Raw genomic sequence first — 13,277 nt, forward strand, 5'->3', positions numbered from 1 at the left:
CCGGATTATATGACTAACGATCTTAAACAGTATGGAATAATGGATGCTTTTCGTGCTTTAAAATCCCGGAATTTCCGGCTCTTCTTCTACGGACAATCAATCTCCCTTATAGGTACCTGGATGCAAAAAACGGCGGTATGCTGGCTGGTATACCGGCTCACCAACTCGGCAGTATTGCTGGGAGTTGTAAGCTTTGTAAGCCTGATCCCTTCCCTTTTTTTATCGCCTTATGCGGGCAGTTACATCGACCGGCATAACCGCTACCGGGTACTGGTCATCACCCAGGTGATTTCGATGTTGCAGGCAGGCGCCCTGGCCGGTATGATCTTACTCAAATATTATAATATTCCAGGCATTATCTTCCTGTCGCTCGTACAGGGCATTATCAACGCCTTTGATGTAACCTGCCGCCAATCGCTGATGGTGGAAATGGTGGAGCAGCGGGAAGACCTTCCCAACGCGATTGCGCTCAATTCCACCATGTCCAACTTCGCCCGTATTGCCGGCCCCGCGCTGGCGGGCATTATACTCAGCGCCTTCGGAGAGGACTTCTGTTTTCTCAGCAACTTCCTCAGTTATGTTCCTGTATTGATTTCCTTGTGGATGATGAAAATCACCCTGCCGGTCATTGTAAAATCCGAACGGAGCATATGGACCGAACTACGGGAAGGTTTTGATTATATTGCAGGCGATAAAGACTTATCCTCGCTATTGCTGATGCTTTGTGCCAGCAGCCTGCTGGTCATTCCCTTCAATACCCTGATGCCGGTATTTGCCAAAGATATTTTTAACGGAGATGCCAAAACTTTCAGTTGGTTTGAGAGCGCTGCGGGACTGGGTTCCATTGCTTCCGCCATTTACATGGCCAAACTGAAGCCTAATAAAGATCTCATAAAGATCCTGATCACTGCCAGTTTGATCTTTTCGCTCAGCGTACTGCTGCTGGCCTTTTCCGGCTGGCTGCCGCTGGCGCTCCTGTTCATGGCGCTTTCTGGTGTGGGTATGATGGCACAAACAGCCAGTATCAATACTTATATACAAACCCACGCTATTCCTTCCATGCGCGCCAGGGCCATCAGCTACTATATCATGGCCTTCCAGGGCATTATCCCCGTGGGTAGTTTATTAACAGGGTTATTATCCCACCTGATAGGTCCCCGGCTGACCGTATTCGTAGCAGGTTTGGCCGGCGCCGTAGCCACCGTGGTATTTGTTAATTACCGTAAAAAAATCAGCACCACCCTGTACCCGGTACAAGATGGTGCTGGCATAACAACGCCTTCCTTAAAACTTAAATGACAGGCTGCCGGTAACACTTCTGAGCTTCTGCGGATTTACCGTGGTATAACCAATCCAATAACGTTGATTTGCAAGATTGTCCATTTTCAACGCTACCCGGAAACGGGGCTGATCATAAAACACGCTGGCATTTAATACCGTGTAAGCCGGCAGTATGAAAGTTCCTACCGTTCTATCATTCAGCACCTTATTATCGCTGGCATAGTTGCCGCCAAAACCCGCTCCCAGCCCTTTTGCAGCGCCGGCAGACAAGCGGTAGCTGATCCATAGGTTGGCCACTGTGGGCGCTCCCGCGGTACCAGGACGAAGTCCCTCTACCTCCTTGGCAGCGGCTTCGTATTTCGCATCATTATAGGCAAATCCGGCTACGATATTCAATCCCTGTAAAGGATTGGCTATTACTTCCGCCTCAATTCCCTTACTCACCTGCGTACCGTCCTGTACGGAAAAATTAGGATTGACCAGGTCCGGACGTAGTACATCTTTCACCTTGATATAGTAATAGCTGATGGTACTGTTAATCCGTCCATTCAACCATTGCAGTTTCACGCCACCTTCCAGCTGGTTAGCCTGTTCCGGCTTAAATGGCTTACCGTTGGCGGCATTGCCCACCTGGTTGGTAAATCCGTTCTGATAATTACCGAACAGGGACAGCCGGTCTTTCAGCGGCTCGTATACGATCCCGAATTTGGGGGAGAAAGAAGTCTGGTTGTAACTTCCCTCATAAATACCTTTTACTTCATTATAGCTGCCTTTATTATCAAAGTAATCGATACGCAGAGCGGCCAATACCATCAGGTTATCGGTAATATTAAGTAAGTCCGATGCGTAGGCGCTGTATGTATTGCTGATGGTGCGCACGGGGAAAGTAAACGACAACCCATGCCGGGCATACAAGGTATCCAGATTGCGGCGGTTGAAGTTACCATATGCTGGAATATCGCCATGGGAAGGAATCGTATCATAAGTATTACCACCAAAGAACTGGTTGGAATGATGATGGAAATAATCTAATCCGCCTACAAAGCGATTTCGCAGGCTACCGATGTGGAAATCGCCATTGAAGTTATGTTGTATCTCCACAATGGCATCGCGGCTGTTATCGGTAAACTGGTCATTGCGGGAGATATAGTTGCTGCCCGTTGCCCCGGCAACCCCGGTAGCCGCAGCATCGGACAAGAGGTAGAAGTAAGGCGACGGACCATTAGAAAAGCTGTTGGTAGAGCTGATATTGGTGCTCATATTCCATTGATCCGAAATTTTATATTTCATGAACCCGAATATATTAGTGTTGCGGGCGGTCTGAAACAAGTCGCTGTTGGCGTAAGAGCGTTTATAATCGATCTTCAGCTGGTCGGCACGATCGGCGCCCAGCGCGGATACCGGCTGCATATACGGGAAGAAAAATACCCCCAACCCAGTATTTTGCCCGGCGGAAAATTCGGCGTCGAACAAGAAAGACAAGCGATCATTGACGCGGTAAGACAGGCTGGGCGCTAGCGCCAGGTTCCTGGAAAAGCCGTAGTCCTGCCAGCTGCCTTCGTAGTTATAGGCGGCGTTTAAGCGGAACAGCACATCTTTTTCTTTGTCCAGCGGTGTATTGATGTCAGCGCTGATGCGGTTAAAGCCGTAGCTGCCCATGGAATAGGTAACATCGCCACCAAAACGATCATATGGCTTTTTAGTAACACGATTAATCAATCCGCCGTAAGAGGTGAGCGCATTGCCAAACAGTGTAGCGGAGGGGCCTTTGATCACTTCCACCTGTTCCAGGTTATAAGCGTCGATCCGGGCGGTCACATTTCCTGCGAGGCCATTGCGCAGTTTACTCTGCACAATAAATCCCCGGAGGTTGTAATAAGCGCCGCCATCGCCTCCCCTGCCGGTAGCATCCCACATGCGGGTGAGGCCAGGTGCATTCTTCAGGGCATCATCTACCGAAAAAACTACTTGTTGCTGCAACAGGTCTTTCGTAATGGTGCTGTATACCTGCGGGTTTTCAATATTCTTCAGCGGCATTTTGGCTACATCTTCGCTGGAAGCACGCACCAGCTTATTGTAGTTGCCGGTAACCACCACTTCCTGCAAGGCCTTGCTGGATATGGCCAGCTGAATCCTGATATGGGTTATCTTACCGGCATTGATCACCGCTGTTTCTTCAATAGGCTGATATCCCATGAGCGTAACGCTGAGATGGTAGTTGCCGGGCTTGAGATGTTCGAATATAAAAGTGCCATCTGCTTCTGACACAACAGCCTCATTGGTTTCTATGATACGGATAACTACATCTGTGGCGGATTTCCCATCTACGGTCACTACTTTTCCTTTAATGGATCCGCCATGTTCATCTTCCGCGAGGAGGAATTTCGGAATGAAAAGGAGTACTACCCATATTATTAAGAAGCCGGTCTGCCTGATCATATATTGCTTTTTTTTTCGCAAGATATAACCAGGTTGACCGGCGGCTTTATCGTATCGGGAAAATGATTTACGCGATAAGGAATTTGTCTATCGGATTAGAGCGCGCGCCACTCCTTCTTTAGTGATCTTCACCGGTTTGATATACCCGTTGGCATCAAACTCCATCCGGTCGATACAGGTTTCCCGTGAATTGGCTGCCTTTTCTGTGAGCGGGCGGCGGTGGTATACAATATACCAGCGATTTTCAGCAGGAATACTGATCACAGAGTGATGCCCTGCCCCTGTGGCTATAGCCGGGTCCTGCTCCAGTATTTTGCCAATGCGTTTAAAGGGGCCCATCGGAGAATCGGCAATGGCGTAGGCTACACAATAGTTCGGGCCTCCCCATCCGCCTTCCGACCACATGAAATAGTATTTACCATCTTTCTTAAACATGGTTGGTCCTTCTACATATTTCTCCGGCGTAATTTCCCGGAAGGTAGTGCCATCTTCAAAAGGAATAAAGCCGGTGAAATCATCTTTCAGCTGTGCAATATTACAATGTCCCCAACCACCGTAGATGAGATAATATTTCCCATCGCTGTCGTGGAATACGTATTGATCAATGGGCTGGGCTTTGTTGATGATCTTATCCACGAGGGGTTTTCCCAGGTAGTCTTTATATGGCCCCGCAGGATGATCGGCAATTGCTACACCGATACCGCCTATTTCGGCATTACTTTGGATATCATTAGCGCCGAAGAACAAATAATAGTGTTGATTTTTCTGGATAATTGCCGGCGCCCATATGGCTCTTTTAGCCCATTTTACGGCGGCAGTGTCCAATATCCGCGGGTGTTTGGTCCAGGTAACCAGGTCGGGCGAAGAGAAGGCATCAAAAAATACCTGCTTTTCGTAAGCCGCGGAGTATGTTGGATAAATCCAGTACTCCTTACCAAACACTACCCCTTCCGGGTCTGCGTACCAACCGGGAAATACAGGGTTGCCGGATAATTTGTCCAGCTTCTTTTGCTGTGCTGTAGCCATGCCCGCGCTCCCTGCCAATAATAACAATGCTATAATTCTTCTTTTCATGAACAACAATTAAAATGAATCGTTAAAAATAATAAAATCTCCATAGCGTTTTTAAAGATGATAAATTTCCGATATATTTTTACATACTTTTATCCAATAGAAAGGCAATTGACATGAAGCGTGGAAAAAAAATAATCAGGCTATTACTGATCATCACCGGTATTTTCTTGTTGGTGATCGCCATAGCTGGAAGTATACTGTACAGTCAGCAGGAACGCCTTACCCAGATGGCTGTCAGAGAATTGAACAAGCAACTTCCCGGGGAGCTGGTAATAGCCAGCAGCAGTATCTCCCCTTTCAGCACCTTTCCTTATATCTCTATTGCGTTACGCGATGTCCGTTTTTTCAGAGATAAAAAAATGGATGGGACTCCTTTGTACCAGGTAGAACGGCTATACATAGGTTTCAGCCTGCCCGATGTGTTACAGCAGCGGTACAATGCCCGCATCATCGTGCTGGCCAACGGGAAAGTACATGTTGCCCGTTACGCTAATGGCGCTGTTGATATTATTGATGCGCATACATTAAAAAGCGACAACAGCAGCGCTTCTACAGATACAGCTACCGCTGCGCTGAACCTCGATCTGAAAAAGGTCATCCTGAAAAATATCGACGTCACCTATCATGATGATGCCAGTGGGTGGAAGGTTACCTCCCATATTGATAAAATTAAAACCGCGTTCTCCATGGATGCCAATCGCATCGCTATTAACATGGATAGTAAGCTGATGGTGGACATCACGGGGAAAACCGATACCAGCCTTTTCCGGCATAAGCAGTTGCAGTTTACATTAAGCGGCGTTTATGATAAGCAAAAGAAAACGTTAACCATTCCGCCGGGGAAAATCAGGTTAGAAGCCGCGTCCCTCGAGCTAGAGGGACTGTTGAGCCAGCACTTTGTGGATCTTAAAGTGAAGGGCGACAAGCCCGACATGAATCTCCTGCTGGCCCTGGTACCGCAGAACGTGGCGGTATTACTGGAGAAATATAAACACGACGGCCGTATCTTTTTCGACGGTATTATCAAAGGACCGGTGGGCAAGGGAATAGCTCCGTTGATTACCGCTAATTTCGGCTGTGAATCTGTGTGGTTTCAGAATAAAAAAATAGACCGCAAAGTAGATCAGCTGGGCTTCAGGGGATATTATACCAATGGTGCGGCGCATAACCTTCAAACATCAGAATTGCATATTCTTAATTTCAATGCCCGCCCGGGTACCGGTATATTCAAGGGCAACTTCGTGATGAAGAACTTCGCCGACCCGCAAATCATTATGCAGTTGTATTCTGAGCTGAACCTGCGATTTGTAGGCGAGTTCCTGGGAATTAAAGACCTGGAGCAGATCAGTGGAGAAATTAAGCTGAATATGAACTTCCGGGAAATGGTTGATATGCGTATTCCCGAAGAAAGCCTGGCAAAGCTGAAAGAAGGCGTGCAAAGCGAGCTCACCGTGAAACATCTGGAGTTCAGGATTCCCGGTTACCACCTACCGGTACAAAATATGAATGTGCATGCGGTGATTCAACAGGGACGACTGCAGGTAGATTCCGTGGCTTTTCGTATAGGCAGTTCCGATATACTGGCGCATGCATCTGTAAGCGATGTGCCAGCCCTCTTCCATCAGCAAAACAAGCCGGTAGCCATTACCTTTGGCGTATCCAGCAGGCGCCTGCAGCTGGGTGAACTGTGGAAACTAGATTCCATCCACCCGGTATTGGCCAAAGAAGTAGTAAAAAACCTCAATATGGGACTGGCTTTTGAAAGCTCGGTGAAAGAGCTGTTGCATCCCCATCCACTACCTAAAGGCACCTTTAAAATAGCACACTTGCAGGCAGCATTTCAGCAATACCCGCATGCGTTACACGACTTCAACGCCGCGGTGACGATCAGCGACACCAGCTTACGGGTGTTTAATTTCAGCGGAAACATCGACAGCAGTAATTTTGCGCTGAAAGGACGACTCAATAACTATCTCCTCTGGTTCGATAACATCAAAAAGGGAAATACTGAAATTGCTTTTGACTTTAAGTCGGACCGCCTGGCCGTGAATGACCTGATCAGCCAACGGGGGCGCCAGTTTATTCCCCGGGGATATTGGTACGAGCAGGCAAACAACGTATGGCTGCGCTCTAAAATGAGCCTTAAATACGATACCGTATTTAAGAAAGCAGATGCGCATATCGCCAATATTTCCGGCACCCTGCGGGAGCATCCTATCAGTATAGAAAAAGTAAACGGGCGGATACGCTATGGCAACAACCGGTTTATTGTGATAGATACGCTGACCGGCAAAGTAGGCCGTACTGACTTTGATCTGAACATGCGTTATGCTGTAGGGCCAGGAAAAAACAAGCAAAAGCGCAGCAACTACTTCCGGTTTAAATCCAACCTGCTGGATGTAGATGAGCTGATGAACTATGATTTCAGCGAGCCCGCTGTGGCTACAACGGCGCCGGCGAAACACACCACTGTAAGAGAAAACGACTCCCTGCATGCAGCCGGCTTCAATGTATTCGACATCCCGTTCTCTGAATTTGAAACGCAGGTAGATATCAAAAAAGTAAAATATAAGCGGCTATGGATGAAAAACCTGCTGGCGAATGTACATATGCGGGAAGATAAAAAAATTAAGGTAGACACTGTTGCCATGAACATTGCCGGCGGGCATGTAGCCATGCGGGGCATGTTTAACGCCAGCGATCCGAAGAAACTGTATTTCAAAAACGGTATCTATCTCGAAAATGTAGATATCTCCAAATTGCTGATCAAGTTCGATAATTTCGGGCAGGACTTCGTACTGAATAACAATCTGAAGGGCACGCTGAGCGGGCATATTAAGAGCAATGTACGCCTGCACCCGGATCTGACGCCGGTGCTGAGCGAAACCGAATCGCAGATGAATATTACCATTGTGAATGGTACCCTGCTGGATTTTGGCCCCATGCAGGCCATGGCCGGTTATTTCAAGGACAAGAACCTCCGCATGGTAAGGTTTGATACCCTGCGCAACCAGCTCACGCTGAAGAACGGCGTATTGCAGATCCCCAATATGAATATCAATTCTTCCCTGGGGTATATAGAGGTTTCTGGCAGCCAGTCGCTCAATATGCAGATGGACTATTACCTCCGCATCCCGATGAAGATGGTGACGCAGGTGGGCTTCCAGGCTCTGTTTGGCCGTAAGCGGGAAGAGGTGAATGTAGACCAGGTAGATGCCATTGAGGTACGCGATAAAGACAAGAAGGTCCGCTTTATGAGCCTGAATGTTTCCGGTACACCTGATAAATATAAGATAGCCCTGAAAAAAGCGAAACGCACTTCCTGAGCAGTTACCATGGCTTCACCTATATACAGCGCTTCCGGTGGAAGCGCTTTTTTTTTTGTCCATTTACTTTAATACTGTTTTATATTTTGAACACTGTTCAATATATTTGCACTATTATGAATAAAAAGGAAATACAGGAGCAGCGGGTGAAAGGCTATTTTATTACGGCTACGAAAGACCTGTTGAAAAGCGATGGGCTGAAAAGCGTGAGTGTTCGCAACATTGCAGACAGGGCCGGGTATTCTTTTGCTACTTTGTACAACTATTTCAAAGATGTAAAAGACCTGGTATTTCTTTGTGTAAAGGATTTCCGGGAAGAGTGCCGGGAATATGTGGAGAGCCGCACCATGGCCATTACACCGGGCAACAAACGACTGAAAGCCATTATCCTGGCTTATATGGAATACTTCATCCAATACCCGGGCATATTCGATTTGTTTTTTGCGGAGAAATTATCAGATATCAGTGGCAAGGGAGATACCAGCGCATTGATTACCTCACTGCTGGACGAACTATGCGCCGCGGACTGGGATTACTGTATAGACATGCGCATGCTCACGTCCCGTGAGGCGGGACTGAAGAAGGCCGCCTTGTTGTATGGCTCTACCGGCCTGCTCACGCTCTACCTCAACAGGCGCCATCCCGGCAGCTATGACGCCTTTCTAAAACAAGCCACTCATTTTATAGACAGCCAGCTAAAAAGTTAACACCATGTCATCGAAGAAAGCGCTGAAGCAGGTATATAAGGAAATGACCTTCCCGAAAGGCGTATACCAGCTGCGTAATAAGCACAACAACAAAATATTTATTGGCAGCAGCATGGACCTGGGCAGGGCCTGGAACTCGCTGCGAGTACAGCTAAAATCCGGGAATCATGCCAACGAAGCCTTACAGCGCGACTGGCTGGCATATGGCGAAGAAGGCTTCCTTTACGAGATCGTGGAAGTACTAAAGGAGTCGGGCGAGCCAGGGGCTGACCATCGCAAAGATGTTAAGGCCCTGGAGCAGCTGGTGATGCTGGAACTGGCGCCATACGGCGAGAAGGGTTATCATAAAAAAAGTAACTGACTTGCGGGGACATGCTTCCCTGCAGATGTTGGTGAACCCAACAGGGAAAACGCGCATCCGGGCAAACGGGGCGAATATAAGACCATTGGTCGCGAATATATATTGTATCCGCCGCGGATACCAGGCAGTATGTAGTTTAGCAACAGACTCTAACCATCTGTATATATGAAACTGCTACGAAACATCATCTATATCGGTTTGCTGCTGCTGGGATTATTTGTGCTGGGACAGAAAGAAATCAAAGGACGTAGCAATATTAAGAAGCTGGGACGCCTTGCAAAAGGCGACAGCACTGTTACACTGTATACTGGCAACAACCTGGAGATTACCACCATCGACAGCCTGGATGTACGTACCATCTTTCCCACGGGCGCTATCAGGGTTGCCCGGGGCCCTCACCGGATTGGCGTAAAATTCAGCAAAACCCGCTTCTATGTAATTACCCGCAATGAAACCTACGCCAACTTTTCTTTCAACCTCAACTTCCCGGAGTATGGTAACTTTACCTTTGCTGGTTTCGAAAACAAACAGGATAACAAGATCTATTGTGAGCCATTGGCAGGTTTACCCAAAGAAGCGGAACGATTTTACAAGGACTCCATCATACCTGAGATCCTGGCCCAGTCAACACATGAGTAAAAATGAAAGAGCAGCATTTCTCCTTCCGCCCGTATCATTCTATTTTGCTGTTCTTTATTTTCGCCGGGGTGATGTACACTTTGTACTGGTACCTGGTGCCCAACCTCAACTACGAGATCCCGGAAATGGTGTTCGTGGTGTTGTTCCTGGGAGGGATCGGCTGGTATTGTTATGATGCCTTTTTCAAATCCAACAGTGTTTGTTACCTGGATATTTACCCCGAATGCTTCCTTACCCAAAACCTGCAACGTCAGGCTACGTATTACTATTACCGCGATATCGCGGATATTGAACTGCTGACGTATACCAGTCAGCAGATCACCGCATACCGGCTCACGCTATTAATGAAAAGCGGTGAAAAGATCCCACTGAAGCTGGAGTTGTTCTCCGGAAAAGCAATCCAGTCACTGGCAATTTTAGTGACGGAAAGAATTTGATTTGCTTACTTACTACTAAGTAAGTATCTTTACACCGCCAAAAAGCAATAAATATGGCGGGCACAAAAGATAAAATCGTATCTATGGCCGACAGGCTGGTAAGAACCAAGGGGTTCAACGCCTTCAGCTATAAAGACATTTCGGCGCCGTTGGATATTAAAAACGCAGCGGTACACTACCACTTTCCGGCGAAAGCCGATTTAGGCATAGAGATAGTAGCTCATGAAATTGCGCTATTCACCGGCAATACCGGCAAATGGGCCCATCTGCCAGAAGATGAGCAGCTGTCGCGGTTATTCGATATATTCCGGCGCTACAACAGCGAGGGCAACATTTGCCTGATGGGCTCACTGGCTACGGATTTCGAGACATTGTCGCCCGACATGCAGGCCAAGGTACAGGAAATGGGTAGCATTATTCTGCAATGGCTGACCAACTGCCTGGAGCAGGGCCGAAAAAACAAACGTCTTCATTTTAAAGGCGCCGCCGATGCGCGGGCGCTGATCATCATATCCAATTTACAGTCTTCCCTGCTGCTGTCGCGCGTGATGGGCCCATCCGCCTTTCACCGGATCGCAGATCAACTGCTGGAAGACCTCTGTCAAAAATAGCTAACTATGAAAAGAGTTGTCATCACAGGCATGGGCGCCGTGTCGCCAATAGGTAACGATGTTGCCACTTTCTGGAATAACCTGGTGAATGGGGGCAGTGGTGCTGCCACCATTACCCATTTTGATGCCAGCCGGTTTCGCACCCGGTTTGCCCATGAATTGAAAGGATTTGATGCCGGTGCATTGCTGGACAAGGCCGAACTGCGGAAAACCGATCCATTTACGCAATATGCACTGGTAGCAGCTGATCAGGCTATTCGCGACAGCGGACTGGATTTCAGTAACATGGACCCTTTTGATACCGGGGTGATCTGGGGCTCGGGCCAGGGCGGTATGCAAACATTTGAAGAGCAGGTGACCGAATATGTATCCGGCGATTATAACCCGCGCTTCAGTCCCTATTTCGTTCCCAAGCTGATCACCAATATGGCTTCAGGCATGATCTCTATTAAGTACCGGCTGATGGGCATCAATTATACCACTGTATCTGCCTGCTCCACCTCTAATACGGCCATCATGGATGCCTTAAATTACATCCGGCTGGGTAAGGCCAAAGTAATTGTTACGGGTGGTTCTGAAGCGCCTATCACGCCTGCCTCCGTAGGTGGATTTTGTGCGATGAAAGCCATGTCGGTCCGCAACGATGATCCGACTACCGCTTCGAGGCCTTTTGATGTGGATCGCGATGGTTTTGTGATGGGAGAAGGCGCCGGCGCGCTGATACTGGAAGAGTACGAACATGCGAAAGCCAGGGGCGCGCATATTTATGCAGAAGTGGCAGGCGCCGCTATGACAGCAGATGCCTATCACATGACCGCCACACATCCCGAAGGTCTGGGCGCTTTCCGCGCCATGCAACAGGCGCTTGAAGATGCAGGACTGGATAAATCGTCTGTCGACTACCTGAATGCTCATGCTACTTCTACTCCGGTGGGCGACCTGAGTGAAATAGCCGCTATTGGTAAATTATTTGGAGAAGCACCTGCACACCTGCATATCAGCGCTACCAAATCCATGACGGGGCATTTACTGGGCGCAGCAGGCGCCATAGAAGCCATTGCCAGTGTAATGAGCATACAGCAGGGTATCATCCCTCCTACCATCAACACGCAACAGCTGGATCCTGCTATTCCCGCAGGGATGCAGATCGTGCTGACCAACGCTATAGAAAAACCAGTGTCGGTAGCCATGAGCAACACCTTTGGATTCGGCGGCCACAATGGCATTGTCGTCTTCCGAAAAATATAATTGAAAACCTATTTATAATAACCGGGGCTGTCGTTGTAAAAACGACAGCCCTTTATTTTGTACCACCAACACCCTTAAAATTAATTTTTAAAAAGTGCGTAGGGGTATCCCCCGGTCATGCTGTCTTCCTCATGTAGTTTAAAAAACATATTAAAATAAGACGATCATGATGGGTTACACATCAAAACACCTGCAACTGCGCAAGCAAAAAAAATCACTTTGTTTATTAGTGGCCATATTCGCCCTTACCCCTGCCCAACGCCTCTTTGCCCAGCTGGGCGCGACTTCTCTCAATGGACCCGGCATTGGATTCAGCGTAGATTACCTGCCAGCATCGCGTTATATCCGCCCGGAAGACAGTGTTAAAACACACTCTACCTCTTCACAGGTACGTTATAATTTCGGCGCTATCTTTTCACTCAGCAGCCGTGTTGACACCATTACCGGTAAGGTAAGAAACTGGTCCCTGGCGGCTTCCGGCAGCTACACCAAATTCACTAATAAAGATTATGAACACAACATCTTCCCGGAAGAATTGCTGGGTACCCAACTGGCGCTGCAACACTACCGCAATATTAACCGGCGCTGGTCGCTGGTAGCATTGGTTTCAGCCGGCATTTACACTGACCTCGTGAAGGTCGACGAGAAAGATCTTTTTGTGAATGGAGGCGTTTTATTTGTGAAACAGGTGAATCGTCGTTTCTCCTATGGCATAGGTGCTATGCTCACCAATTCCTTTGGCACACCAATGGTACTTCCCGCCTTCATGGTAAGATGGCAAACAGATAACAAGTATAGGATAGATATCAATTTCCCTGAAAAGATCAGTGTCGTTACCACGCTGAACAAATATACTGACCTCGGTCTTGCATTCCGTATGCGTGGCGCTGCTTACGACGTAGAAAACCAGCAAAACAATAAAAGAATGATGGGGCAAACAGAGATGAGTATAGGCCTGGAAAATACCTGGCACCTGAACAGGCATATCGACTTTGTAGCTTCCGGGGGCGCTACCCTGCTGAATGAAGTGTCTTTCCAGGAAAAAAATCTTTCGCATATGTTTGATAAAGACCATCCACATCGCCTGGCTACCAATTATTTCTTCAGCGGCGGCCTCCGGTGGAATTTCAAACCCACCCGTCACTAACGGAAAC

11 protein-coding genes are annotated in these 13,277 nt (G+C 48.0%); 9 read left to right on the forward strand and 2 right to left on the reverse strand.

Annotation, left to right across the window (positions count from 1 at the left end; translation table 11 throughout):
* Positions 1-9: 9 nt before the first annotated feature.
* A complete protein-coding gene (locus HGH90_RS28545) occupies positions 10-1,299 on the forward strand; it encodes an MFS transporter (RefSeq protein WP_247679941.1) in 1,290 nt (429 codons plus the stop codon).
* Here the strand turns inward: HGH90_RS28545 and HGH90_RS28550 are convergent.
* Together HGH90_RS28550 and HGH90_RS28555 are read right to left on the reverse strand one after the other, a co-directional pair.
* Positions 1,285-3,720 carry a TonB-dependent receptor gene (locus HGH90_RS28550; RefSeq protein WP_169192478.1) on the reverse strand — a complete coding sequence of 812 codons (2,436 nt, stop codon included), beginning with the start codon at positions 3,718-3,720 and terminating at the stop codon, positions 1,285-1,287. The two genes, HGH90_RS28545 and HGH90_RS28550, sit on opposite strands and share 15 nt — an antisense overlap.
* Positions 3,721-3,807: 87 nt before the next feature.
* Complete coding sequence (locus HGH90_RS28555; protein ID WP_168765357.1) at positions 3,808-4,794, reverse strand: glycoside hydrolase family 43 protein; 987 nt, start codon at positions 4,792-4,794, stop codon at positions 3,808-3,810.
* Positions 4,795-4,907: 113 nt separating this feature from the next.
* On the opposite strand from HGH90_RS28555, the gene HGH90_RS28560 reads away from it, so the two are divergent.
* The 8 genes from HGH90_RS28560 to HGH90_RS28595 all read left to right on the forward strand — a co-directional run bounded on the left by HGH90_RS28560 (position 4,908) and on the right by HGH90_RS28595 (position 13,270).
* Positions 4,908-8,120 (forward strand): AsmA-like C-terminal region-containing protein, encoded by a 3,213-nt coding sequence (locus tag HGH90_RS28560; RefSeq protein WP_169192479.1) that lies wholly within the window; start codon positions 4,908-4,910, stop codon positions 8,118-8,120.
* A gap of 116 nt (positions 8,121-8,236) precedes the next feature.
* Positions 8,237-8,827: a TetR/AcrR family transcriptional regulator gene (locus HGH90_RS28565; RefSeq protein ID WP_169192480.1), complete on the forward strand. Its 591-nt coding sequence runs from the start codon at positions 8,237-8,239 to the stop codon at positions 8,825-8,827.
* A gap of 4 nt (positions 8,828-8,831) precedes the next feature.
* The gene (locus HGH90_RS28570) at positions 8,832-9,188 is read left to right on the forward strand and encodes a GIY-YIG nuclease family protein (protein ID WP_169192481.1); all 357 of its coding nucleotides are present in this window, start codon (positions 8,832-8,834) and stop codon (positions 9,186-9,188) included.
* Between the two features lie 165 nt (positions 9,189-9,353).
* Entirely contained in the window at positions 9,354-9,827 is a 474-nt protein-coding gene (locus HGH90_RS28575; protein ID WP_169192482.1) for a hypothetical protein, read from the forward strand.
* A gap of 2 nt (positions 9,828-9,829) precedes the next feature.
* Positions 9,830-10,264 (forward strand): hypothetical protein, encoded by a 435-nt coding sequence (locus tag HGH90_RS28580; protein ID WP_169192483.1) that lies wholly within the window; start codon positions 9,830-9,832, stop codon positions 10,262-10,264.
* 53 nt (positions 10,265-10,317) lie between these two features.
* Complete coding sequence (locus tag HGH90_RS28585) at positions 10,318-10,875, forward strand: TetR/AcrR family transcriptional regulator (RefSeq protein WP_169192484.1); 558 nt, start codon at positions 10,318-10,320, stop codon at positions 10,873-10,875.
* Positions 10,876-10,881: 6 nt separating this feature from the next.
* A complete protein-coding gene (gene fabF, locus HGH90_RS28590; RefSeq protein WP_169192485.1) occupies positions 10,882-12,123 on the forward strand; it encodes a beta-ketoacyl-ACP synthase II in 1,242 nt (413 codons plus the stop codon).
* 166 nt (positions 12,124-12,289) lie between these two features.
* Positions 12,290-13,270, forward strand: coding sequence for a DUF6268 family outer membrane beta-barrel protein (locus HGH90_RS28595; RefSeq protein WP_169192486.1), 981 nt, complete (start codon positions 12,290-12,292; stop codon positions 13,268-13,270).
* Positions 13,271-13,277 lie beyond the last annotated feature (7 nt).

The sequence above is a fragment of the Chitinophaga sp. Ak27 genome, assembly GCF_012726295.1.
Classification (GTDB): Bacteria; Bacteroidota; Bacteroidia; order Chitinophagales; family Chitinophagaceae; genus Chitinophaga.

Bases quoted from the DNA above. Each gene is read 5' to 3' on its own strand.
- HGH90_RS28545 (WP_247679941.1), top strand. From the start codon at position 10: ATGACTAACGATCTTAAACAGTATGGAATAATGGATGCTTTTCGTGCT.
- HGH90_RS28550 (WP_169192478.1), bottom strand. From the start codon at position 3,720: ATGATCAGGCAGACCGGCTTCTTAATAATATGGGTAGTACTCCTTTTC.
- HGH90_RS28555 (WP_168765357.1), bottom strand. From the start codon at position 4,794: ATGAAAAGAAGAATTATAGCATTGTTATTATTGGCAGGGAGCGCGGGC.
- HGH90_RS28560 (WP_169192479.1), top strand. From the start codon at position 4,908: ATGAAGCGTGGAAAAAAAATAATCAGGCTATTACTGATCATCACCGGT.
- HGH90_RS28565 (WP_169192480.1), top strand. From the start codon at position 8,237: ATGAATAAAAAGGAAATACAGGAGCAGCGGGTGAAAGGCTATTTTATT.
- HGH90_RS28570 (WP_169192481.1), top strand. From the start codon at position 8,832: ATGTCATCGAAGAAAGCGCTGAAGCAGGTATATAAGGAAATGACCTTC.
- HGH90_RS28575 (WP_169192482.1), top strand. From the start codon at position 9,354: ATGAAACTGCTACGAAACATCATCTATATCGGTTTGCTGCTGCTGGGA.
- HGH90_RS28580 (WP_169192483.1), top strand. From the start codon at position 9,830: ATGAAAGAGCAGCATTTCTCCTTCCGCCCGTATCATTCTATTTTGCTG.
- HGH90_RS28585 (WP_169192484.1), top strand. From the start codon at position 10,318: ATGGCGGGCACAAAAGATAAAATCGTATCTATGGCCGACAGGCTGGTA.
- fabF (WP_169192485.1), top strand. From the start codon at position 10,882: ATGAAAAGAGTTGTCATCACAGGCATGGGCGCCGTGTCGCCAATAGGT.
- HGH90_RS28595 (WP_169192486.1), top strand. From the start codon at position 12,290: ATGATGGGTTACACATCAAAACACCTGCAACTGCGCAAGCAAAAAAAA.